This window comes from Nocardia sp. NBC_01329 (assembly GCF_035956715.1).
In the GTDB taxonomy this organism is placed as follows: domain Bacteria; phylum Actinomycetota; class Actinomycetes; order Mycobacteriales; family Mycobacteriaceae; genus Nocardia.
The window spans coordinates 1,268,294-1,291,530 of the sequence record NZ_CP108381.1; the positions used below are offsets into that span (position 1 = coordinate 1,268,294).

The 23,237-nt window shown below is 67.9% G+C and carries 24 protein-coding genes and 1 pseudogene; 21 read left to right on the plus strand and 4 right to left on the minus strand.

Annotated features, from left to right (window positions below; translation table 11 throughout):
- Positions 1–132 precede the first annotated feature (132 nt).
- The 9 genes from OG405_RS05935 to pdxS all read left to right on the plus strand — a co-directional run bounded on the left by OG405_RS05935 (position 133) and on the right by pdxS (position 9,320).
- Positions 133–519: a TIGR02611 family protein gene (locus OG405_RS05935; RefSeq protein ID WP_442790725.1), complete on the plus strand. Its 387-nt coding sequence runs from the start codon at positions 133–135 to the stop codon at positions 517–519.
- Positions 520–536: 17 nt separating this feature from the next.
- Positions 537–1,184: a (2Fe-2S)-binding protein gene (locus OG405_RS05940; protein WP_327150616.1), complete on the plus strand. Its 648-nt coding sequence runs from the start codon at positions 537–539 to the stop codon at positions 1,182–1,184.
- Between the two features lie 234 nt (positions 1,185–1,418).
- A complete protein-coding gene (gene thrS / locus OG405_RS05945) occupies positions 1,419–3,491 on the plus strand; it encodes a threonine--tRNA ligase (protein WP_327150617.1) in 2,073 nt (690 codons plus the stop codon).
- Between the two features lie 35 nt (positions 3,492–3,526).
- The gene (locus OG405_RS05950) at positions 3,527–4,126 is read left to right on the plus strand and encodes an HIT family protein (RefSeq protein ID WP_327150618.1); all 600 of its coding nucleotides are present in this window, start codon (positions 3,527–3,529) and stop codon (positions 4,124–4,126) included.
- Positions 4,127–4,201: 75 nt separating this feature from the next.
- Positions 4,202–4,870 (plus strand): phosphatidylinositol phosphate synthase, encoded by a 669-nt coding sequence (gene pgsA, locus OG405_RS05955; protein ID WP_327150619.1) that lies wholly within the window; start codon positions 4,202–4,204, stop codon positions 4,868–4,870.
- Complete coding sequence (locus tag OG405_RS05960) at positions 4,867–5,838, plus strand: phosphatidylinositol mannoside acyltransferase (RefSeq protein WP_442790668.1); 972 nt, start codon at positions 4,867–4,869, stop codon at positions 5,836–5,838. Before pgsA ends, OG405_RS05960 begins: the two co-directional genes overlap by 4 nt.
- Positions 5,835–6,959 (plus strand): glycosyltransferase family 4 protein, encoded by a 1,125-nt coding sequence (locus tag OG405_RS05965; RefSeq protein ID WP_327150620.1) that lies wholly within the window; start codon positions 5,835–5,837, stop codon positions 6,957–6,959. Before OG405_RS05960 ends, OG405_RS05965 begins: the two co-directional genes overlap by 4 nt.
- Positions 6,959–7,996: an NUDIX hydrolase gene (locus OG405_RS05970; RefSeq protein ID WP_327152237.1), complete on the plus strand. Its 1,038-nt coding sequence runs from the start codon at positions 6,959–6,961 to the stop codon at positions 7,994–7,996. The genes OG405_RS05965 and OG405_RS05970 overlap by 1 nt, the downstream gene beginning before the upstream one ends.
- Before the next feature lie 403 nt (positions 7,997–8,399).
- Complete coding sequence (gene pdxS, locus OG405_RS05975) at positions 8,400–9,320, plus strand: pyridoxal 5'-phosphate synthase lyase subunit PdxS (protein WP_327150621.1); 921 nt, start codon at positions 8,400–8,402, stop codon at positions 9,318–9,320.
- Between the two features lie 156 nt (positions 9,321–9,476).
- On the opposite strand, the gene OG405_RS05980 is transcribed toward pdxS, so the two are convergent.
- Positions 9,477–10,091, minus strand: a complete 615-nt coding sequence (locus tag OG405_RS05980; RefSeq protein ID WP_327150622.1) for a hypothetical protein — start codon at positions 10,089–10,091, stop codon at positions 9,477–9,479.
- Positions 10,092–10,185: 94 nt separating this feature from the next.
- On the opposite strand from OG405_RS05980, the gene OG405_RS05985 reads away from it, so the two are divergent.
- From OG405_RS05985 to OG405_RS05995, 3 genes are all read left to right on the plus strand, one after another.
- On the plus strand, positions 10,186–11,004 hold the full coding sequence (locus OG405_RS05985; RefSeq protein WP_327150623.1) for an acyl-CoA thioesterase: 819 nt from the start codon (positions 10,186–10,188) through the stop codon (positions 11,002–11,004).
- Positions 11,005–11,123: 119 nt separating this feature from the next.
- Positions 11,124–11,783: a pyridoxal 5'-phosphate synthase glutaminase subunit PdxT gene (pdxT, locus tag OG405_RS05990; RefSeq protein WP_442790726.1), complete on the plus strand. Its 660-nt coding sequence runs from the start codon at positions 11,124–11,126 to the stop codon at positions 11,781–11,783.
- 12 nt (positions 11,784–11,795) lie between these two features.
- Positions 11,796–12,551, plus strand: a complete 756-nt coding sequence (locus OG405_RS05995) for a YebC/PmpR family DNA-binding transcriptional regulator (protein WP_327150625.1) — start codon at positions 11,796–11,798, stop codon at positions 12,549–12,551.
- Here the strand turns inward: OG405_RS05995 and OG405_RS06000 are convergent.
- Both OG405_RS06000 and OG405_RS06005 read right to left on the minus strand, forming a co-directional pair.
- Positions 12,548–13,042 (minus strand): SRPBCC family protein, encoded by a 495-nt coding sequence (locus OG405_RS06000; RefSeq protein ID WP_327150626.1) that lies wholly within the window; start codon positions 13,040–13,042, stop codon positions 12,548–12,550. The two genes, OG405_RS05995 and OG405_RS06000, sit on opposite strands and share 4 nt — an antisense overlap.
- Positions 13,039–13,440 carry a metalloregulator ArsR/SmtB family transcription factor gene (locus OG405_RS06005; RefSeq protein WP_327150627.1) on the minus strand — a complete coding sequence of 134 codons (402 nt, stop codon included), beginning with the start codon at positions 13,438–13,440 and terminating at the stop codon, positions 13,039–13,041. Before OG405_RS06005 ends, OG405_RS06000 begins: the two co-directional genes overlap by 4 nt.
- 336 nt (positions 13,441–13,776) lie before the next feature.
- On the opposite strand from OG405_RS06005, the gene ruvC reads away from it, so the two are divergent.
- From ruvC to ruvB, 3 genes are read left to right on the plus strand one after another with little or no spacing between them, the layout of a single operon-like run.
- Positions 13,777–14,346, plus strand: a complete 570-nt coding sequence (ruvC, locus tag OG405_RS06010; RefSeq protein ID WP_327150628.1) for a crossover junction endodeoxyribonuclease RuvC — start codon at positions 13,777–13,779, stop codon at positions 14,344–14,346.
- Positions 14,343–14,945, plus strand: coding sequence for a Holliday junction branch migration protein RuvA (gene ruvA, locus OG405_RS06015; RefSeq protein WP_327150629.1), 603 nt, complete (start codon positions 14,343–14,345; stop codon positions 14,943–14,945). Before ruvC ends, ruvA begins: the two co-directional genes overlap by 4 nt.
- A 6-nt stretch (positions 14,946–14,951) precedes the next feature.
- The gene (ruvB, locus tag OG405_RS06020) at positions 14,952–16,040 is read left to right on the plus strand and encodes a Holliday junction branch migration DNA helicase RuvB (RefSeq protein ID WP_327150630.1); all 1,089 of its coding nucleotides are present in this window, start codon (positions 14,952–14,954) and stop codon (positions 16,038–16,040) included.
- A gap of 39 nt (positions 16,041–16,079) precedes the next feature.
- Here ruvB and OG405_RS06025 read toward each other — a convergent pair whose 3' ends face one another.
- Positions 16,080–16,325 carry a DivIVA domain-containing protein gene (locus tag OG405_RS06025; protein WP_327150631.1) on the minus strand — a complete coding sequence of 82 codons (246 nt, stop codon included), beginning with the start codon at positions 16,323–16,325 and terminating at the stop codon, positions 16,080–16,082.
- A 191-nt stretch (positions 16,326–16,516) separates the two neighbouring features.
- Here OG405_RS06025 and yajC point away from each other — a divergent pair, with 191 nt between their 5' ends.
- The 6 genes and pseudogenes from yajC to OG405_RS06055 form a co-directional block, all read left to right on the plus strand.
- Positions 16,517–16,900 carry a preprotein translocase subunit YajC gene (gene yajC / locus OG405_RS06030; protein ID WP_327150632.1) on the plus strand — a complete coding sequence of 128 codons (384 nt, stop codon included), beginning with the start codon at positions 16,517–16,519 and terminating at the stop codon, positions 16,898–16,900.
- Between the two features lie 104 nt (positions 16,901–17,004).
- On the plus strand, positions 17,005–18,951 hold the full coding sequence (gene secD / locus OG405_RS06035; protein ID WP_327150633.1) for a protein translocase subunit SecD: 1,947 nt from the start codon (positions 17,005–17,007) through the stop codon (positions 18,949–18,951).
- A 2-nt stretch (positions 18,952–18,953) separates the two neighbouring features.
- Positions 18,954–20,168, plus strand: coding sequence for a protein translocase subunit SecF (secF, locus tag OG405_RS06040; protein WP_327150634.1), 1,215 nt, complete (start codon positions 18,954–18,956; stop codon positions 20,166–20,168).
- A gap of 18 nt (positions 20,169–20,186) precedes the next feature.
- Entirely contained in the window at positions 20,187–21,872 is a 1,686-nt protein-coding gene (locus tag OG405_RS06045) for an ABC transporter substrate-binding protein (RefSeq protein WP_327150635.1), read from the plus strand.
- 97 nt (positions 21,873–21,969) lie between these two features.
- Positions 21,970–22,476 (plus strand): adenine phosphoribosyltransferase, encoded by a 507-nt coding sequence (locus OG405_RS06050; RefSeq protein ID WP_442790727.1) that lies wholly within the window; start codon positions 21,970–21,972, stop codon positions 22,474–22,476.
- 351 nt (positions 22,477–22,827) lie between these two features.
- Positions 22,828–23,217: pseudogene (locus OG405_RS06055) on the plus strand (ABC transporter ATP-binding protein); the annotation flags it as partial.
- Between the last annotated feature and the right edge of the window lie 20 nt (positions 23,218–23,237).

Consider the following 23,237-nt stretch of genomic DNA (forward strand, 5'->3'; position numbering starts at 1 on the left):
CCGGCCTCTCGTAGGCTGGGTTCCGTGGAAAGTCGTTCCGATTCCGTCGCGGACCGCAGCGGAGCCGAAAACGGTGCGCAAGCGGATGCCGCCACCGAACCCGAGTCCGCCGAACGGCCCGGTCCAGGGCTCTTGCGCGCCTACCGGGACCGGATCGCGCGACGTCCTACGCTCGAGCTGGTCTACCGGGTCGGGGTAGCGGTCGTCGGCACCGTGGTGTTCGTCGTCGGGGTGATCACCATCCCGTTCCCCGGGCCCGGCTGGGCACTGGTATTCGCCGGTATCGGCATCCTCGCCACCGAATTCGCGGTGGCCCGGCGTGCGCTGGTGTGGTTGCGGGACAGATATCGGCGCGGGATGGCCTGGTACATCTCGCGTGGGCCGTTCGTTCAGGTGATCGCCTTCCTGGCGACCTGCGCGCTCGTGGTGGCCACCCTGTGGGTGCTCGGGACGTTCGGATTGGTCGGTGACTGGATCGGAGTCGATTGGCAGTGGTTGCACAGCCCCTTCATGTCGTGAGCCCGGTATGCGGCCGGATGCTCACGGACGAATCGTGGCTCGCGGCCCGGATCGCGGACCTCAACGCATCCTGGCGTACCGATTCGATGCGGGTGGGCGCGACGCTGTGGTGGTGTATGACGGCCTCGGCGCTGGTCGAACAGGTGGTGCGGGCACTCGCGCAGGAGCGTCCGATACCGGCACCCACGCTGGATCGGCTCGCGCTGACGCTGCGTGCCGACGGGACAGTGGAGCGGGTCGCGATCGGTCACGCCGGGCCGGGCGAGCCGGGTGCGGTGCCGCCGGACCATCGCCAACCGGACACAGGCTCGGATGTCGCGGCCGAGATCGCGGTGGCGCTGCGGGTGAGTCTCACCACGGTGATCGACCGTCTCGCGGCGGTGTCGGGTGTCCGGAAAGCGGCGCTGTGGGCGGTGGTCACCGATGTGGTGGCCAGCTGGGCCGTCGATGCCGGGCGGCCGATCGTGGGCCGGCGGCTGGCGGACGCGATCGGCGCGGTGCTGCCCGAACCCCGATTCATCGAGGTCGCTGGGCGAACGTTCGTTCGGCGTGCCTCCTGCTGTCTGGTGTACGAGGCGCCGGGCTGCGAGAAATGCGTGAGCTGCCCCAAACGCCGCCCGGAAGAGCGCGAAGCGCTCCTGACGGACTACGCGCGGCGGGGCTGACGAGCCGGCCCCGCGCCGTGTCGGCCGGTCGTACGGACGCCGCGCGCGACCTCGCCCGGTCCATCGACACACGTTCGCGGCCGTGCCGATAGCATGGTCGCGGCCGGGCTGTGCCCGGTCACCGAAGACGGACGAGCCGTCACCGAACCGGAGTGAGCCGGTGTGGGGCGAGCGGTCCGAAGCCCGAGCGAGCCGGAACGTATCCAGCCGCAGAGACCCGAGGAGAGCCCCACCGTGACCACCACAGCCCCCCGCAGCCCAGCCACCCTCGTCCGGGTGCCTGCCGGGACGACGGCGGGTGCCGCGGTGCGTGAGGCGGGCCTGGCGACCAAAGGCCCCGATACCGTCGTCGTCGTCCGTGACGCCGCCGGACAGTTGCGCGACCTCTCCTGGACCCCGGAACTCGATACCGAGGTCAGCCCGGTCGCCGCGAACACCGAGGACGGCCGCAGCGTGATCCGCCATTCGGCCGCGCACGTCCTCGCCCAGGCGGTCCAGCAGGAGTTCCCCGAGGCGGTGCTGGGGATCGGTCCGCCGATCAGAGACGGTTTCTACTACGACTTCCGAGTCGACCGGCCCTTCACTCCGGAGGATCTGGCCAAGTTGGAAACCCGGATGAAGAAGATCGTCAAGGGTGCGCAGCGGTTCTCGCGCCGCGTGGTCGAAGTGGATCAGGCGCGGATCGAACTGGCGAAGGAGCCGTTCAAACTCGAGCTGATCGGCGATAAATCCGGGATCGACGATCCGGAGATCATGGAGGTCGGCGGTAACGAGCTGACCATCTACGACAACCTCGACCCGCGCACCGGCGATCGGGTGTGGGGCGATCTGTGCCGGGGCCCGCACATCCCCACCACCAAGTTCATTCCCGCCTTCAAACTGACCCGCAGCTCGGCCGCGTACTGGCGCGGTGACCAGAACCGTGAGGGTCTGCAGCGGATCTACGGTACGGCCTGGGAGTCCCCGGAGGCGCAGGACCAGTACCTGCACATGCTCGCGGAGGCCGAGAAGCGCGATCACCGCAAACTGGGCCTGGAACTCGATCTGTTCTCCTTCCCGGACGAACTGGGATCGGGTCTGCCGGTCTTCCATCCCAAGGGCGGCATCATCCGCAAAGAGATGGAGGACTACTCCCGCCAGCAGCACGTGGCGGCGGGCTACGAATTCGTCAACACCCCGCATATCACCAAGGCCCACCTGTTCGAGACCTCCAAACACCTCGAGTGGTACGCCGACGGGATGTACCCGCCCATGCACCTGGACGCCGAACTCGACGAGGACGGCACCGTGCGCAAGCCGGGGCAGGACTACTACCTCAAACCGATGAACTGTCCGATGCACAACCTGATCTACCGGTCCCGCGGCCGGTCGTACCGGGAGCTGCCGCTGCGGCTGTTCGAATTCGGTTCGGTGTACCGGTACGAGAAGTCCGGTGTGGTGCACGGCCTGACCCGCGCTCGCGGTTTCACCCAGGACGACGCGCATCTCTACTGCACCCAGGAGCAGGTGGTCGAGGAACTGACCGGCACCCTGCGGTTCGTACTCGACCTGCTGAAGGCCTACGGGCTCGACGACTTCTATCTGGAACTTTCCACCAAGGACCCGGACAAGTACGTCGGCTCCGACGAACTGTGGGACGAGGCCACCGATACGCTGCGCCGGGTGGGCGAGGCCTCGGGCCTGGAACTGGTCCCCGATCCCGGTGGCGCCGCCTTCTACGGCCCGAAGATCTCGGTGCAGACCAGGGACGCACTCGGCCGCAACTGGCAGATGTCGACCATCCAGCTCGATTTCTTCGAGCCGGATCTGTTCGAACTCGAGTACACCGCCTCCGACGGCACCAAGAAGCGGCCGGTGATGATCCATCGAGCCCTGTTCGGCTCGATCGAACGCTTCTTCGGCGTCCTCACCGAGCACTACGCCGGTGCTTTCCCGGCCTGGCTGGCGCCCGTGCAGGTCGTCGGCATCCCGGTAGCCGACACCTTCGTTCCGCATCTGGACGAGGTGGTGGCTCGACTGCGTGCGGCCGGTGTCCGCGCCGACGTCGATCGCAGTGACGACCGGATGCAGAAGAAGATCTTCAACCACACCGCGCAGAAGGTGCCGTTCATGCTGCTGGCCGGCGCGCGGGATGTGGAGGCCGGCGCGGTGAGCTTCCGGTTCCGGGACGGAACCCAGGTCAACGGCGTGCCGGTGGATGAGGCGGTACGAGTGGTCGTGGACTGGGTCCGCCGCCGCGACAATTCCTCGCCCACCGCGGAAACGGTTCGTCCCCTGGCGGACGGTGAAGGCGGTGCGCCCGAGTGATGCCGGGGCGGCCCGGGCGGGGAAAGGTATGGAGCATGAGTGAGCGCACGGCGCCGGACGGTCTGACCGAGGAGCCCGATACGACCGACCGGACGGCCGGCGAGATCGTGGATCGCGGTGCGGGCGAGCCGGATCGGCTGCAGCGGTTGTGGACGCCGTACCGGATGTCCTATATCGCGGAGGCCGCCACCACCGCGCCGAAGGGCGCGACAGGGCATCCGTTCACCGATATCCCCACCATGTCCGACGAGGACGGTCTGGTCGTCGCCCGGGGCGAGCAGGTGTACGCGGTGTTGAACCTGTATCCCTACAATCCTGGACACATGATGGTGGTGCCGTACCGCCGGGTCGCGAACCTGGAGGATCTCACCGCCGCGGAATCGACCGAGCTGATGGAGTTCACACAGCGGGCCATCCGGACGATGAAGAAGGTGTCGCGGCCACACGGTTTCAATGTGGGGCTCAACCTCGGCGGGGTGGCCGGCGGCTCGCTGGCCGACCATCTGCATCAACACATCGTGCCGCGCTGGGGTGGCGATGCGAATTTCATCACTGTGATCGGCGGCGCAAAAGTGATGCCGCAGCTGCTGCGCGAGACCCGGGCCCTGCTCGCGGCGGCCTGGGAGGAGGCGTAGATGGGTGACGCCCCCGACAGCTCGTTCGCCGGAATCGGCCCGTCGTGCGGGTACCACAGCGCAGAGGAGGGGTAGGTGCTGAGCATCTTCGGCCGGGCGACCTTCGCCAAGGCCACCGCGCCGCTCGGTAAGGCGCTGGTCGGGACCGGCCTCACGCCCGACGCCGTCACCCTGATCGGCACTGCCGCCACGATCGCCGCCGCGGTCACCCTGTACCCCACCGGGCATCTGTTCTGGGGAACGATCCTCATCTGGCTGTTCGTCATGTTCGATATGCTCGACGGCGCCATGGCCCGAGCTCGGGGTGGCGGAACGCGCTACGGTGCGGTGCTCGACGCGACCTGCGACCGCATCGCCGACGGCGCCGTCTTCGGCTCGCTGGCTTGGTGGGCGGTCTACCACGAACAGAGCGAACCGCTCTTCGTCGCCACTCTGGTGGTATTGGTGACCTCGCAGGTCATCTCGTATGCCAAAGCCCGCGCCGAGGCCAGCGGCCTGTCCGCCGACGGCGGACTGATCGAACGGCCGGACCGGCTGGTGATCGTGCTGGTCGGTGCGGGATCGACCGGTATCGGCGCGTACTGGGGTATCGACTGGCTGACCTGGGCCGTGCATGTGGCCATGTGGATCCTGGCGGTATTGAGCATCGTGACGGTGGGTCAGCGAGTGCTGGCGGTTCGTAACTCGCCCGGTGCCCGCGAGATCCTGGGGACGCCGAACAAGGGAACGGAGCAGCCTTCGTGAGGGGGTGGCGGGCGCGGGCGAGCGATCGCGGGTACGCCGCGGGCTGGCGAATGGTGCGCGCCCTGCCGGATCGGGTGGCGCGCACCCTGTTCGACCGGGGCGCCGATTTCGCGGCGCGCAACGGAGGCCCGACCCAGCTGCGGCGCAATCTGGCCCGGGTGGTCGGAGTGCCGGCGGAGGCCGTCTCCGACGAACTGATCCGGGCGAGTATGCGTTCCTATGCCCGGTACTGGCGGGAGGCGTTCCGGCTGCCCACGATGGATCACGCCGATCTGGTGCGGTCGGGCCGTATCTCGGTGCTCGGTCTGGAACATGTGGATGCCGCACTGGCGCGCGGCCGCGGGGTGGTGTTCGTTCTGCCGCATTCGGGCAACTGGGATATGGCAGGTACCTGGCTCGTACAGAACTACGGCACCTTCACCACGGTCGCCGAGCGACTGAAACCGGAATCGTTGTTCGAACGGTTCGTCGCCTACCGCGAAAGTCTCGGATTCGAGGTCTTCCCGCTGACCGGGGGCGAGCAGCCGCCGTTCACGGCGCTGGCGCAGCGGTTGCGCGACAACAAGATCGTCTGCCTGATGGGGGAGCGCGATCTCACCGGGCGCGGTGTGCCGGTGACCTTCTTCGGTGAGCGGACCTGGATGCCGGCCGGCGCGGCCGCGCTGGCCGTCGAGACCGGCGCCGCGTTGATGCCGGTCCACGTCTGGTTCACCGTCGACGACGAGGGTCGCGAATGCTGGATGGTGCGTGCCCGGGCGCCCCTGGACGTCACCGACGGCGTCGCGGCGGCGACCCAGGCCTTGGCCGATTGCTTCGCCGCCGGGATCGCCGAACACCCGGCCGACTGGCATATGTTGCAGCCGTTGTGGGAAACGGATCTGTCCGAGGCGCGCCTGGACCGGATCCACGCCGAACAGGCGCGCCGGGATACCTACTCGATCGATTCCGGTGGAGACCGCGCCCCATGAGAATCGGTATGGTCTGTCCCTACTCGTTCGATGTCCCGGGCGGCGTCCAGGCGCATGTGGCGGAACTGGCCCAGGTTTTCCTGGAACGCGGGCACAAGGTGAGCGTGCTGGCGCCGGCCTCGGAGACGACCGAACTCCCCGACTTCGTGGTCTCGGCCGGTCGTGCGGTGGCGATCCCCTACAACGGTTCGGTGGCCCGCCTCTCCTTCGGGCCGACCGCCTACACCCGGATCCGCCGGTGGGTCGAGAGCAACGAATTCGATGTCCTGCACATCCACGAACCCAACGCGCCCAGTTTGTCCATGCTGGCTCTGAAGATCGCCGAGGGTCCGATCGTGGCCACCTTCCACACCTCCACGACGAAGTCCCTGATATTGGCGACATTCCAAGGTGTGCTGCGGCCGTATCACGAGAAGATCAGCGGCCGCATCGCGGTATCGGAACTCGCCCGGCGCTGGCAGGTGGAGGCGCTCGGGTCCGACGCGGTGGAGATCCCGAACGGGGTGGATGTGCAGGCGTTCGCCCGCGCACCGCGGCTGCCCGGCTATCCGCGGCAGGGCGGCACCGTTCTGTTCCTCGGACGCTACGACGAGCCCCGTAAAGGAATGCAGGTGCTGCTCGGGGCGCTGCCGACGCTGGTCACCCGCCATCCCGACCTGGAGGTCCTGGTGGTCGGCCGCGGTGACGAGGACCGGTTGCGGCGGGAAGCGGGTCCGCTGGCCCGGCACCTGCGCTTTCTGGGACAGGTCTCCGACGCGGAAAAGGCCTCGGCCATGCGCAGTGCCGATGTCTACGTGGCGCCGAACCTGGGCGGGGAGAGTTTCGGGATCATCCTGATCGAGGCGATGGCAGCCGGTACCGCGGTGGTGGCCAGCGAACTGGACGCCTTCCGGCGGGTACTGCGCGATGGTGCCGCGGGGCTGCTGATCCCGATCGGCGATTCGGCGGCTCTGGCCGATGCCCTGGATTCGCTACTCACCGCCGAGGAGCGCCGTACCGATCTTGTGCGGACCGCGACGCAGGTGGTCGGCAGCTACGACTGGCCGGTGGTGGCCGAACAGATCCTGCGGGTCTACGAAACCGTGGTGGTCGGCGATATGCGGGTCCGGGTGGCCGGATGATCACTTTCTCCGCGACCACAGTTCTCGTTCTCGCCCTGATCGCGGCGCTCGTGGTGGCACTGGGCGTATGGGCCTACTCCACCGCGAACAGGCTGGACCGACTGCATGTGCGCACCGACCTGGCCTGGCACGCCCTCGACGCTGCCCTGGCCCGCCGGGCCGTGGTGGGCCGCGCGGTCGCGGTATCGCTGTCCGGGCCCGAGGCCGATTCCGGCGAGTCCGCCCGGCGGCTGTCCGTGCTCGCCGATCGCGCCGAACGCGCCGGTCGCGAGGACCGGGAAACGGTGGAGAACCAGTTGGCGGCGGCGCTGTCGGCCGTCGATATCGCCCGGCTGCCACCGCAGCAGGTCGCCGAACTGGCCGATGCGGAGGCCCGGGTGTTGATAGCGCGGCGCTTCCACAACGACGCCGTCCGCGACACTCTGGCGCTGCGGACCCGCCGCCCGGTGCGCTGGCTCCACCTGGGCGGTACCGCGCCCGTGCCCACCTATTTCGAGATTGCCGAACGGGCCACTCCCGCGGCATCGACCGGCCTCGAGGTCGACACCACTCGGGTGTCGGCGCGGGTGGCACTGTTGGACGAACAGGGCCGGATCCTGCTCATGCGCGGGCACGATCCGTTGGTTCCGGAAGTGTCGTTCTGGTTCACCGTCGGTGGCGGGGTGGAACCGGGGGAGACCCTGCGGGAAGCGGCGGTGCGCGAGGTATACGAGGAAACCGGCCTCACCGCCGATCCGTCCGCCCTGCGGGGTCCGATCTGGCGCCGGGTCGCGGTGTTCCCGTTCAACGGTGATCTGATCCGCTCGGAGGAACTGTTCTTCGCCCTGCGAGTCCCGCGATTCGAGCCCGACGCGGCCGACCTGACCTATGTGGAGCAGCGGTCCATCACCGGTAGCCAGTGGTGCAATCCGGACGAGATCCGGATGCATATCGCGGCGGGTGAGATCGTCTATCCATATCAGCTGGACGAACTGCTCGCAGAGGCGGCCGCGGCGGCCGATGCGACGGGCGATCCGGAGGTCCGCTCCATCCGGTGAATGTGACCGGGCTCACTGACGTGATAGTGTCGCGGGCGGTTTGGCACATCGAGAATGTGTCGATTCGGTGTGCGGAGGTGAATACGTGTCCTACATCCTGTTCGATTACCTGTTGCCGATTCTGGGTCCCGGCGCCGCCGAGTACTGGGCGAAGCTGCTGGTCGTCAATCCGATCTGATTCGGTTTCGGAGTGCCCGCCGGGCCGGTGTTCGCACCGGCCCGGCGGCGTCTTTTTCCGGTCCAGTATCCGGAGGTCGGCGGATAGACGCAGGTGGGTATCAGTCCAGTGTGATCCAACTGGCTATGAAGCCGGTTTGTCGCCGCACCTAGAATCGTGGTGTTCATCGACGATCCACACCAGGTAACAGACGATCCACACCAGGCAACAGACCCAGGAGCTGCCGTGACCGCGCCCGAGACCACCCAGACCCCCGACGCGACCCGCGAGGCCGGTACCGCCCGCGTGAAGCGCGGCATGGCCGAGATGCTCAAGGGCGGGGTGATCATGGATGTCGTCACCCCCGACCAGGCCAAGATCGCCGAGGATGCCGGTGCCGTCGCGGTGATGGCGCTCGAGCGGGTGCCCGCCGATATCCGCGCCCAGGGCGGCGTATCGCGGATGAGCGATCCCGATATGATCGACGGGATCATCGAGGCGGTTTCCATCCCCGTGATGGCCAAGGCCCGGATCGGGCATTTCGTGGAGGCCCAGGTGTTGCAGAGCCTCGGCGTCGACTACATCGACGAGTCCGAGGTGCTGACCCCCGCCGATTATGCCAACCACATCGACAAATGGAACTTCACCATCCCGTTCGTCTGTGGTGCCACCAATCTCGGTGAGGCGCTGCGCCGGATCACCGAGGGAGCGGCCATGATCCGTTCCAAGGGTGAGGCCGGCACCGGCGACGTCTCCAACGCCACCACACATATGCGCAAGATCCGACAGGAGATCACCCGGCTGGCCTCGCTGCCCGCCGACGAACTCTTCGTCGCCGCCAAGGAACTGCAGGCGCCCTACGAACTGGTCAAAGAGATCGCCGAGACCGGGAAACTGCCGGTCGTGCTGTTCACCGCGGGCGGTATCGCCACACCGGCGGACGCGGCCATGATGATGCAGCTCGGCGCCGAAGGCGTTTTCGTCGGTTCGGGCATCTTCAAATCCGGTAACCCGGCGCAGCGCGCGAGCGCGATCGTCAAGGCGACCACCTTCTACGACGACCCGGATGTGCTGGCCAAGGTGTCGCGCGGTCTCGGTGAGGCGATGGTCGGCATCAATGTCGACGAAATCCCGCAGCCGCACCGGCTCGCCGAACGCGGTTGGTGAGCCGCGCGGAGAACATGCGGCCGACCGCTGTTCATCGCAGCGCCGACCCTGAGTCAGCAGCTGAAGGCGCTCGAGCGTGAACTCGTGCCGGAAGTTTCTGGACCGTGGCGAGGGCAGCATGTGGTGCGTCGGCCGGTTCGCCCAGCGTCGGCTCGGTCAGTCCGCGTCGATCCGCAGGGCGGGGCGGTCGGGGTGATCCCAGCGCACGAAGTGATCCGGTGTCTCGCTGTGCTCCCGATCGTGGGCGTGCAGGCCCGGTAAGGTCCAGGCTTCCTCATCCGGGGTGCCGCGGGTGAGTGCGGCCGCGCCGAGGTCGAGCCGGACGGTGAGGTCGAAGGGCAGTCCGCGCCCCAGGAGCATGGGGCCCGCGACGAACAGCACCGTCGCGGGTAACGCTGTGCGGCGTTGCGCCCGTGCGGAACGGTCGGCGGCCTCATCCCACAGCGCTGGCAGCCAGATACCGGCGTGGTGGACCGGATCGAGTACTTCGCGCCGGAGCGCCGAATAGTCGAACCACCCGGTGCGATAGGCGATCTCGTCGCGGCCGAACTCCATCCGCAGCGACGCGGGTCGCACGAAATCGTGCAGCGTGACCAGAGCCGCCGGACGACCGTCGGCCCGCACCCGATCCGCGGCGCGACGCGCGAAGTCCCATGGCCGGGCCGCGTCGGCGCCGTCGACACCGACCACCCGGTGACCGTCCAGCGTTCGTAGGGTCCGGGTCACCAGGTCGGCGAGTGCGTCGGGGGTTGTCGGGGTGAAGCGCGGCACCGGATCATCTCAGCAGGTCCGGCCCGGCCCGCGGTGACGGGGATCAACCACGACCGGGTCATGGGAAATAGTCGGCTCGGGATAATCTCAGCGGATGGCGACTATCGAAGAGGCATTGGAGATCGAACGCCTCGAGCGGGATATCTTCCGCGGCGCGTCCACTCAGACTCAGCTGCCGCGTACGTTCGGCGGACAGGTGGCGGGCCAGGCGCTGGTCGCGGCGGTGCGCACGGTGGAGCCGCGGTTCCAGGTGCATTCGCTGCACGGATATTTCCTGCGCCCCGGGAACCCCGCGGCGCCGACCGTCTATATGGTCGACCGGATCCGTGACGGTCGCTCCTTCTGTACCCGCCGGGTCACCGGGGTGCAGGACGGTGACGCGATATTCACCATGTCGGCTTCCTTCCACCTCGGCGATCAGGGGCCCTCGCATCAGGACGAGATGGCCGATGTGCAGCCGCCGAACGATCTTCCCGACGCCAAGACCTCGATGGACCCGGAGCGGCTGTGGGCCATGCGGGAATGGGAACACTGGGACATTCGCCCGGTACCGCAGGACCAGGTGACCCGGCGGCCGGGTGTGGTGTCCCCGCAGCAGGTGTGGTTCCGCTACCGGCATCCGCTGCCCGACGATCCGCTGTTCCACGTGTGCACGCTCGCCTATATGAGCGATATGACGCTGCTCGGCTCCTCGAAGGTCACCCACCCCGACGAGCTCACCCAGAACGCCTCGCTCGATCACGCGATGTGGTTCCTGCGCCCGTTCCGCACCGACGACTGGCTGCTCTACGATCAGTCGTCGCCGTCGGCCGGGTTCGGGCGCGCGCTGACCGGCGGCAAGATCTTCGATCGCGGCGGCCGGCTGGTCGCGGCCGTCGTCCAGGAGGGGCTGATCAGGACCCTGCGTCCTTAGCCGGAACCGGCCCGCGGATATACCGGCGCCGCCCGCCGGGAGCCGGGGGTGACCCCGGGCACACCGGCCCGGCTCGTAAGCTCGCACAGGTGAACGAGTCTGCGGTTTCCCCGGAATCGGTGGCCGAGCCGGAGGCCGGTGCCGCACCCACCCAGCCCACGATCGGCGTGCTGGCCCTGCAGGGTGATGTCCGGGAACATATCGCCGTACTCGCCGAGTGCGGTGCCCGCCCGGTCCTGGTCCGCCGACCAGCCGAACTGGCCGCGGTCGATGCGCTGGTACTGCCCGGTGGGGAATCCACCGCGATCAGCAAACTGCTGGAGATCTTCGAACTGCTCGAACCGCTACGGGCCCGGCTGCGCGCCGGGATGCCGGCCTTCGGGTCCTGCGCCGGTATGATCCTGCTCGCGAGCGAGGTGCTCGACACCCGCCCTGATGCCCAGCACCTGAACGGAATCGATATGACGGTGCGCCGCAATGCCTTCGGGCGTCAGGTCGATTCGTTCGAGACCGATGTCGAGTTCACCGGTCTGCCCGGAGGTCCGGTCCGGGCGGTGTTCATCCGGGCCCCGTGGGTAGAGCGGGCCGGCGACGGGGTCGAGGTGCTGGCCCGGGTACCGGGTGGTCCGGCCGCGGGGCGGATCGTCGCAGTACGGCAGGGCCCGGTCGTGGCCACCGCCTTCCACCCGGAAGTGACCGGTGATCACCGTGTGCACCGAATGTTCGTCGATCTGGTGCGTGGCGTAGCGTTATCGACCGATACCGTGCCATCGACCTGAAGGAAGTTGGGAATGAGCGGCCACTCCAAATGGGCCACCACCAAGCACAAGAAGGCAGCGATCGATGCCAAGCGTGGCAAGCTCTTTGCCAAGCTGATCAAGAACATCGAGGTGGCGGCCCGGACCGGCGGTGGCGATCCGGAAGGCAACCCGACGCTGTTCGATGCCATCCAGAAGGCCAAGAAGTCCTCGGTTCCCAACGATAATATCGAGCGCGCACGTAAGCGCGGCGGCGGCGAGGAAGCCGGCGGCGCCGACTGGCAGACGATCATGTACGAGGGCTACGGCCCCAACGGGGTCGCCGTGCTGATCGAGTGCCTCACCGACAACCGCAACCGGGCCGCCGGTGAGGTGCGCGTCGCCATGACCCGCAACGGCGGGAACATGGCAGACCCGGGATCGGTCTCGTATCTGTTCCACCGCAAGGGTGTCGTCACTCTCGAGAAGAACGGTCTCTCGGAGGACGATGTGCTGACGGCGGTCCTGGACGCCGGTGCCGAGGAGGTCAACGATCTCGGCGAATCGTTCGAGGTGATCAGCGAGCCCGGTGATCTGATCGAGGTCCGGAAGGCGCTGCAGTCCTCCGACATCGACTACGACTCGGCGGAATCGGGTTTCCAGCCGTCGGTGAGTGTCGCGGTCGACGCGGAGGGCGCCCGGAAGGTGTTCAAGCTGGTCGACGCGCTGGAGGACAGCGACGACGTCCAGAACGTCTACACCAATGTCGATATCTCCGACGAGGTACTCGCCGAACTGGATGCCGACTAGTCGGTGAGGTTCGTGTAGTAATCCCGCAACGCGGGATAGTAATCGTCGAAGTCGGGGCGTCGCGCATCGCTGCGCGACGCCCCGAACGCGTCGAGATAGTAATCCCACCCCGGCCCGATCTCGGGAAGCTCCCGAGTCGAATCCAGATGGTGGACGAATTCCAACTCGGTCTGCCCGTCCTGCTCGGAGAGCGTCACCTCGAGATGCCAGCTGCCGTGCTCGTCCACGGCGCGCAGGGCGAGCCGACTCGGTGGGTCGCATATCTCGATGGTGTACTCGCTCCACGGTTGTCCTTCCTCGTAGGACTGCTTCACCCGGATTGTCCGGCCAGGTCCCGCATCGCCCTCCCACGGCCCGAACCAGCGGGCGGTGCGCTCGGATTCGGTGATACCGGCCCAGACGTCCTCGATGGGCGCGCGGTAGGTGCGGGTGAGGATCAGATCGTGACCGCCCGGTGTGGGTTCCAAGCGGCCGGTGGGACGGATGCTCATGCCGAGTGCTCCTCGTCGTCGGAAATTGCCGAATTACCGGAACGCGGTGCGCCCGGCTCCGGCCGGATGGTGTCGTCCCGGCGTTCTCGCCGGGTTCGGTAGACCTCGGTAGCCAGCGCGTCGAGCCGGTGTTCCCAGGTTGCGGGTGCGTCCAGGGCGGTGAGCCAGGTGCGCAAGTCGCGCAGTGGCGCGGTGTCCAGGGCGTAGTACCGCTGCCGCCCCACCAGTTCGTCGCGAACCAGGCCGCTGTCGCGCAGGACCCGCAGATGCCGGCTGATTGCGGGCCGGCTGATCGGGAACCGGGCCGCGATGGCGCCCGCGGTGTGGCGGGTGCCGCGCAGCATCTCCAGGATCTCCCGCCGTATCGGGTCGGCAATCGCCGCGGCCACCTCGTCCACCACAAAAGTGTAACCAGTTGGTTACGCGTTTGTCCATGGAACCTGTCAGGTCTCGATCAGGAGAGCGGCGGGTGTGCCCCGTGGAGGGGCCGCGAGCGGCGGCACAATGACGAGATGGTCGCTGTGACTCTTGTGCACCGGGATATCACCGAGCGGCAGGTCGACGCGGGTCGAGGAGGCGCGGTTCGTACTCTTCGACACCACCGCCTACGACATCTTCGCAGCGCAACAGGGTTCCTGAACGCCCGGCGACCCGGGTCCGTGTCACTGGCGTCGAGATATCAGGTCCTGCACTAGACTTCGAACAACTGTTCGTTCTGGGAAGGGATTCGTCGGGTGCGGGTGATGGGCGTCGACCCCGGGCTCACCCGGTGCGGGGTGAGCATGGTCGAAGGGGGAACCGGGCGCACCGTCCGGGCGATCGCGGTCGATGTGGTCCGCACTCCGGCCGATATGGATCTTTCCCAGCGCCTGCTGCGTATCTCCGACGCCGCCGAGGAATGGATGGACACCCACCATCCCGAGGTCGTGGCGGTCGAGCGTGTGTTCGCGCAGCACAATGTGCGCACCGCCATGGGTACCGCACAGGCCGGCGGCGTTATCGCGCTGGCAGCCGCGCGCCGCGAGATCCCGGTGATGTTCCATACTCCCAGTGAGGTGAAGGCGGCCGTCACCGGTAGCGGCACCGCGGACAAGAAACAGGTGACCGCCATGGTCACCCGGATCCTCGGGCTCGCGGCACCACCGAAACCGGCCGATGCCGCCGATGCGCTCGCACTCGCCATCTGTCACTGCTGGCGGGCGCCGCTGCTGGAACGGATGGCCAGGGCCGAGGCCCTGGCCGCGCGAGCTCGGCAGCAGTACACACAACGACTGGAACAGCAGCGGAAGGCGGTGCGCGGGTGATCGCGTCCATTCGCGGCGAAGTTCTCGAACTCGCCCTCGACCATGTGGTGCTGGAGGCGTCCGGCGTCGGATACCAGCTCAACGCGACCCCCGCGACGCTGGCCGGGCTCACCCGTGGTGAGCAGGCCCGGCTGTATACGGCGCTGATCGTGCGCGAGGACTCCATGACCCTGTACGGGTTCGCCGACACCGAGGCGCGCGATCTGTTCGGCCTGCTGCAGACCGTATCCGGGGTCGGTCCCCGACTGGCCATGGCCGTGCTGGCGGTGCTGGAGCCCGAGGCGTTGCGCAAGGCGCTGGCCGCCGGGGATATCGCGGCGCTCACCCGCGTTCCGGGGATCGGTAAACGTGGGGCCGAACGGATGGTCGTGGAACTGCGGGACAAGGTGAATCTGGTTCCGGTACCAGCGGACGGCACTGCCGCGGTCGTGCCGGTACACACTCCGGTCCGCGATCAGGTGGTGGAGGCACTCACCGGTCTCGGGTTCCCGCTCAAACAGGCCGAATCGGCAGTGGACGCCGTCTTGACCGAGAATCCGGACGCCGGGAATTCGGCTGCGTTGCGTGCCGCGCTCGCGGTTCTGGGTAAGAACCGGTAGGCCGCGATGGAGCACGACGACCCCCCGAATTCCACGGAATCCCCGGTCAGCGCCGGATACCTGGCCTCCGACGGCGATACCGACTCCGGGCTGCGCCCGACCTCGCTGGAGGGGTTCATCGGCCAGCCGCGCGTGCGCGAACAGTTGGAACTGGTGCTGCGTGGCGCCCGGGCGCGCGGCGGCACCCCCGACCACATCCTGCTGTCCGGACCGCCGGGTCTGGGTAAGACGAGCCTGGCGATGATCATCGCCGGCGAACTGGGCACCGCATTGCGAATCACCTCCGGGCCGGCCCTGGAACGGGCCGGTGATCTGGCCGCCATGCTCAGCAATCTGGTGCCCGGGGACGTGCTGTTCATCGACGAGATCCACCGTATCGCGCGGCCCGCCGAAGAGATGCTGTACCTGGCGATGGAGGATTTCCGGGTCGACGTGGTGGTCGGGAAGGGACCGGGCGCGACCTCGATCCCTCTCGATATCGCCCAGTTCACTCTGGTGGGGGCGACCACTCGGTCCGGCGCGTTGACCGGCCCGCTACGCGACCGGTTCGGATTCACCGGCCACATGGACTTCTACGAACCCGATGAACTGCTGTTGATCCTGCAGCGCTCCGCGCAGATCCTCGGGGTGGGTATCGACACCGACGCCGCGGCCGAGATCGCGGGCCGCTCCCGCGGGACGCCGCGGATCGCCAACCGGCTGCTGCGCCGGGTCCGCGATTACGCCGAGGTGCGGGCCGACGGGCTGATCACCCTCGCCGTCGCCCGCGCCGCGCTCGAGGTCTACGACGTCGATCCGATGGGGCTCGACCGGCTCGACCGGGCAGTGCTGGGGGCCCTGGTCCGTGGATTCGGTGGAGGGCCGGTCGGTGTATCGACGCTGGCCGTGGCGGTCGGTGAGGAACCGGCGACGGTCGAGGAGGTGTGCGAACCGTTCCTGGTTCGGGCCGGGATGGTCGCACGTACACCGCGCGGGCGTGTCGCCACCGCTACCGCCTGGTCGCACCTGGGCCTGACCCCGCCCCCCGACCTGGTGTTCGGCGCGCTGGAGGTCCGGAGTCGCGAACCCCACCCGACACTCGACCTGTTCGAGTGAGGAGCCGCGTCCGTGCCCGGTGACACCCCACCGAATCGCTCAGAGGCCGAATTCGTGACGGACGCGTTCCACAAAGGCATCCACTTGATCCGGGTGATAGCCGCGCCCGAACACTCCCGACGGGGCGCGGAACCCGCGACCGAGGGTCTCGCCGGTGAGTGTGGCGCGGCCCTGCAGTGCGGCGGCGACGAGGTCCAGTAGCTCGTCGACATCCTGTTCCCGGTACCCTCGGCGCCCGAATGGCGCTCGTGTAAAAGCGATCTCGTGAACTTCCTCGGGAGTCATCTGTCGATTATCGCGGGGCCGAGCGCGCACCGCGAGGCCTTCGCCCGGGGGTGATCTGTGCCACCGGCTCGACGCGGTGGCGCCCGGACACCGCGTGTTCGGGCGTGCGGGTGTGGCGCGGATCCGGAGAACTGGCAGACTGTGTGCGTACCTGTCCCTCTCCTCACCCAGATCAGGAACTGACTTCGACCATGGATCTGCTGTTTCCGCTCATACTGGTCGCGTTGCTGGTGCCGATGTTTCTCGGCATGCGCCGCCAGAAGAAAGAGGCCGACAAAGTCGCCCAGATGCAGGACAGTCTGAAGGTCGGTGACCGGGTCACCACCACCTCGGGCCTGTACGGCACCGTGATCGAGGCCGACGACACCAGTGTCGATCTCGAGATCGCCGAGGACGTCGTGACGACCTGGCTGCGTGCCGCGATCCGCGATGTGCGGACCGACGGCGAGACCGCCGGTGACGCCGAGGAGACCCCCGGTACGGATGCCGAGGGCGCCGAGTCCACCGACTCGCCCGCTGCCCCCGCCGCCGAGGAGACCCCCGAGCAGACCCAAACCCGGCTGACCAAGGACTGATCACCACGGCCCGGCCACCGGACCGGATATCCCGGGCGACCGGTGGTATAGGCATGTGCCGTGGCCGTTCCACCCCAGAACTTCCGCCTAGGAGATGACGACCTGTGCCACCGTCCCAGGGATCGGCGCACCAATTCCGCTGGCTCGCCGTGTTCGGCGTGCTGGTGGCCGCGATCTACGCGCTGGTGTTCTTCACCGGTGACAAATCACCGACACCCAAACTCGGCATCGACCTGCAGGGTGGTACCCGGGTCACCCTGACCGCGCGAACGCCCGACGGGAACCGGCCCAGCAAGGACAGTCTCACCAAGGCGCAGGAGATCATCGAGAACCGGGTCAACGGTCTCGGTGTCTCCGGTTCCGAGGTCGTGATCGACGGGGACAACCTGGTCATCACCGTGCCGGGTGAGGACAGCCAGCAGGCACGCACCCTGGCCAGTACCGCCAAGCTCTATATCCGGCCCGTCCTGAATTCCGCTGCGGCGCCGAGCGCGCAGCAGGCGCCGGGGCAGCCGGCTCCGGGCACCGCTCCGGCCCCGGAGCCTGCCGCGCCCGCTCCGGCCGGCGCGGCAGGCAGCGTTCCCGGTACCGGCGCAGACGGCACAGTCCCCGATGCCGGCGCAGACGGCACAGTCCCCGATGCCGGCGCAGACGGCACAGTCCCCGGCGCCGGCGCAGACGGCACAGGCGCTGACGCCGGCGCAACCCCGGACAGCGGCGCCCAGGACGGCGCGGCGACTCCCGATACCGGCGCCACCGCACCGGCCGAGGAGACTCCCGCTGCCGCACCGCTGCCGGAGAGCGAAATCGACGTCCACCCGGCGCAGGCTCCCGGTGAGCCGCCGGCGGAGCCTTCGGCACCTGCCGAGACGGCCCCGGCCCCGGCGCCGCAGGATCCGGGTGGTCAGCAGCCGCCCGCCGATGGGTCGCTCACCCCGCAGGAGCAGGCGCAGCAGGAGATCGAGATGGCCAAGGCCATCCGGCAGAGCACCGATCCCACGACGCAGCAGCTCGCCATGGCGTCGATGGACTGCACCGCGGCCGATCCGCTGGCCGGTAACGACGATCCGAATCTGCCGCTGGTCACCTGTTCGACCGACGGTAAAGAGGTGTTCCTGCTCGACAAGAGCCGGATCGACGGGCAAGAGATCGCGAACGCGACATCCGGCCTGAACACCGAGCAGGCCCGCCATGAGGTGAACCTCGAGTTCAAGGGCAGCGGTAGCGATGCCTGGGCCTCGCTCACCGGTGAGTACGTCCAGCAGCGGGTTGCCTTCGTACTGGATTCGGAAGTGGTCAGTGCGCCGGTGGTCCAGCAGGGACCCCAGCTGGGCGGGCGTACCTCGATCTCCGGCGATTTCAATGCTGCCAGTGCCAAGGAACTGGCGAACACCCTGAAGTACGGTTCGCTGCCGCTGTCGTTCCAGACCTCCGAGGCCGAGACGGTTTCGGCGACCCTGGGTCTGTCCTCGTTGAGGGCGGGTCTGCTCGCCGGTGCGGTCGGCCTGATCGTGGTCCTGGTGTACTGCCTGATCTACTACCGGATGCTCGGGTTCATCACCGCGTTGTCGCTGATCGGGTCCGGTATCGCGGTGTACGGAATCATGGTCCTGCTCGGCCGCTGGATCGGGTTCACGCTGGATCTGGCCGGTATCGCCGGTCTCATCATCGGTATCGGTATGACCGCCGACTCGTTCGTCGTTTTCTTCGAACGCATCAAGGACGAGATGCGCGAGGGCCGGAGTTTCCGGTCGGCGGTGCCACGTGGCTGGCAGCGCGCCCGTAAGACCATCCTGTCCGGCAATGCCGTCAGCTTCATCGCCGCCGCCGTGCTGTACGTGCTCGCGGTCGGACAGGTGCGCGGCTTCGCGTTCACGCTCGGATTGACGACCATTCTCGATGTGATCGTGGTCGTGCTGGTCACGGCGCCGCTGGTCCACCTGGCGTCCCGGTCCACCTTCTGGGGCAAACCGTCGGTGAACGGCCTCGGTGCGATGCAGGAACTCGCCCGTGAACGCAAGGCGGCCGAAGCCGCGGTCGGGAAGGCGTGACGATGAACGGTCCCGTGACGATGGACAAGCCCCAACCCTCCGCGCCGCGTCCCTCCGGGGTCCGGCACAGCTGGATGAACCGGCTCTACACCGGTACCGGTGTGCTCGACGTGGTCGGCAACCGCCGCCGCTGGTATCTGATCACCGCCGCGATCGTGCTGGTCTGCCTGCTCAGCATGGCAGTGCGCGGGTTCACCTTCGGTATCGATTTCGTCGGCGGCTCCCGGATCCAGCTTCCGGCCGGCGATGTCACCACCGAGCAGGTGGAGAAGGTCTACAGCGACACCATCGGTTCGGATCCCGAATCGGTGCAGACTGTGGGTACCGGCGACGGTAAGACCATTCTGATCCGCTCGGAAACCCTGAACGTCGAACAGCTCGGCTCTCTGCAGACCGCGCTGTTCGACGAGTTCCAGCCTCGCGACGACAGCGGGAATCCGAGCCGCAACGCCATCAGTGCCTCCGATGTGAGCGAGACCTGGGGCGGCCAGATCACCCGGCAGGCGCTGATCGCGCTGGCGGTGTTCCTGGTACTGGTCAGTGTCTACATCGGGATCCGATACGAACGCGATATGGCGTTGGCCGCGCTGGCCGCGCTCGTCTTCGACCTCTTGGTCACCGCCGGCGTGTACTCGCTGGTCGGTTTCGAGGTGACACCCGCGATGGTGATCGGCATGCTCACCATCCTCGGTTTCTCCCTCTACGATTCGGTGGTCGTCTTCGACAAGGTCGAGGAGAACACCCGTGGTGTCCTGCACACCAGCAGGCGCACCTACGGAGAACAGGCGAACCTGGCTGTCAACCAGACGCTGATGCGTTCCATCAACACCACCCTCATCGGTGCGCTGCCCATCCTCGGCCTGATGGTGATCGCGGTGTGGATGCTCGGTGTCGGCACTTTGCAGGATCTGGCGCTGGTACAGCTCGTGGGCACGGTAGTCGGTGCCTACTCGTCCATCTTCTTCGCGACTCCGCTGCTGGTGAGTATCAAGGAACGCTGGGGCCCGGTGGCGGCGCACACCAAGAAAGTGCACGCGCGCCGTGCGGCGCAGGCGAGTGGACGGCCCGTCCCCGGTCCGGAACGGGCCGCGGCGGCACCCGGTCGCCGTCCCGCGGGCGTTGTCGACGATCGGGACGAGCGCAATGCACGCAGGACCGGGCCCGGCGGACCTCCGCCCGGCGCCCGCCCCACCGGAAAACGACAGAGGCGGCACTGACAGACGAGGGGTAGATCGATGCGACACTCATCTCTGCGCCGGACGATCGCGCTGCTCGCGGCCACGGCCGCGGCCGCCGCACTGGCTGCCGGATGTTCCGGCAAGGACAAGGTGCCCTCGATCGGGTACGCCGTCGACACCACAGTCACCAGCTACAACGGCGGGACCACCGCGGGTGCGGCCGCCGCCCAGACGGTCTTCGGCCGGGTGCTCACCGGGTTCTTCTACACCGGCCCGAACGGTCAGCCGGTCGCCGATTCCGATACCGGGTCCGCCAAGGAGGTCCCCGGGGAAGCGCAGACCATCCAGTACCGGTTGAACCCCGCGGGCGTGTACTCCGACGGCGTACCCACCTCATGTGACGACCTGGTGTTCACCTGGGCCGCGCGCAGCGGCCGCTTTCCCGGATTCGATTCGGCGAGCACGTCCGGTTACGAGGATATCGAGCGGGTGGAATGTCAGCCCGGGTCCAAGGACGGCACCGTGGTGTTCCGGCCGGGCCGCCGCTATCTGCCCTGGCGCACCCTGTTCGGTGCCGGTGAACTGATGCCCGCGCATGTGGCCGCGCAGTCGGCGAATGTGCCCGATATCGTCGCCGCCGTCCAGAACGACGACCGGCCCGCCCTGGACCGGCTCGCCCAGTTCTGGAATACGGGCTGGAATCTGGCGCCCGGCGATCTCGACGTCACCGCCTTCCCGTCCTCCGGCCCGTACCGGCTCGAATCCTTCGATCTCGACGACGGACTGGTTCTGGTCGCCAATGAACGCTGGTGGGGGGATGCGCCCGCCACCGGCCGGATCGTCGTGTTTCCGAAGCCGGCCGATCTTGCCGGGCATATCGAGGACGGTTCGGTCTCGGTGGTCGATATCGGCACCGGTTCGCTGCCCGAGCTGAACCTGGACGCTTTCGCTGTCCAGCAATTGCCCAGCCGGGGTGTCGAACAGTTGGTGCTCAGCACCGGCGGGGTCTTCGAGTCGGATGCCGCACGGCGTGCGTTCGCGCTGTGTGTACCCCGGCAGGCGCTGTTCGACCAGCTCGGCCGGGTGACCGACGCGCCGGAGACCGGGTTGGGTTCGGGCCTCTCGGATTCACGGACAGTACAACCGGATTCGGCGTACTACCCCGCGGTCACGGGTGCCGCCGATCCGTTCGCCGACGGCGATATGGCCGGCGCGGAGGCCGCGCTCACCGAAGCCGGGAAGAAACAGCTCACCGTCCGGGTCGGCTATCCGGCCCCGGATGCCCGGCGCGCGCGGACCGTCTCGATGATCGCCGACTCCTGTGAACAGGCGGGGATCACGGTGGAGGACGCGAGTACTCCGGACTTCGGGTCCGCGCAGCTCCCCGGCGGCGCCGTGGACGCGATTCTCGGCGGCCCGGGCGGACTGCCGGGTCCGGCCGGTTCGCTCGACGGGATCGCCGCGGTCAGTGGGTTGCGCAGCGGTAGCGGGCTCAATGCCGGTCAGTTCCGCAACAGCCGCTACGATGCGATCACGGATCAGCTTGCGGCAGAAGACAACTCGACGGATCAGCTGAATCTGCTCACGGAGGCGGAGAACCTGCTGTGGGATCGGCTGCCGAGCATTCCGTTGTTCGCTACCCCGCGCACCATCGCTTTCAGCGGTGGTCTGCAGAACGCTGTCGCGGGGCCCAGCAGGGCTGGATCCGGCTGGAATATGGACCAGTGGGTCCTGCAGCGCTGAGATGCGCGGGTTGCCGATGATGGAGGTGTCGATGAGCAAGCATGCGGCGGTCGAAGCCGCGGACGCGGTCGCCGGACGGAGTGACGAGGCCGCCGCGATGGTGCGCAGATACACCCGCTGGGTCGACGACTTCCCGGAACCCGGGGTCAGATTTGCCGATCTCACACCGGTTTTCGCCGATTCCGAGGGCTTCCGGACCGTGGTCGACTGCCTTGCGGCGCTGGTACCCGATATCGACCTGGTCGCCGGGGTGGACGCCCGAGGTTTCCTGCTCGGCGCCGGTGTCGCCACGGCCCTGGGCACCGGCGTCCTCGCCGTCCGTAAACGCGGAAAACTGCCGCCGCCTGTGGTCACCCGGGAGTACGAACTCGAGTACGGTACTGCAGCTCTGGAGATCCCGGCCACCGGAGTGGCATTGGCGGGCCGACGGGTCCTGCTGCTCGACGATGTACTGGCTACCGGCGGCACATTGGCCGCGGCCGCCGATCTGTTCGCCGGGGCCGGTGCCGAGGTGGTCGCGGCGGCGGTCGTACTGGAGCTCGAGGCGCTGGGCGGCCGCGCCCGGCAGGGCGATTACCCGGTCACATCGATCGTCGCCGTGTAACCGGGCCGCCCGTCGGTGACCGGGTGGCGGGCGGGTGGCCCTTACCGCACCGGCTCGGCCCGGCGTAGGGAGCGCGGTGTGATATGGCACGTAATTCTCTGGTATTCGCCATGGTCAGGGGTGTAGCCCCGCCGGACTCTTGTTCCGAGGAATCGGAGTTGCTGTTGCTCTCATGAGGTAGTCGCTCGTGCGGCCGCGTTGTGTGCGCCGCTTCCGTAGCGATACCTCCAGGGGCAGCCGTGGCCGCTATTTCTGGTTCCGACCTCTCGTTCACCTGGCCGGATGGAACTCCGGTGTTCGACGGGCTCGACGCGATGCCCGGTCCGGGCCGCATCGGTCTCGGCTACCCGACCGGTACTGTGCGGTATCTTCGACGAGCACCGGACCATCTACGCGAATGTCGCCGACGCCGCCCGGCCCGCCGAACCGGAACGGATCCGGGGCCGGCTCGCTCGTTTCCCGTTCCGCGGTGCGGTCGCCGATGTACCGGCGGCCGCACTCTCCGGCGGGGAGCGACTGCCGGCGGCCCTGGCCGTCCTACTGCTCGCCGAGCCTCCGCCGGGCCTGCTGATATTGGACGAGCCCACCAATAATCTCGATCTGGTGAGTCTCGATCACCTCACCCAGGCGCTCGCCGGGTACCGGGGAGCGCCTGGGTGAGGTGAGCCATGACCAGCGATTCCTGGACGAGATCGGGGTACTCGGCAGCTGGAACTGACCCCGGCGGGGCTCGTGGGATGAACCCGGCTCCCGCCGCCGGG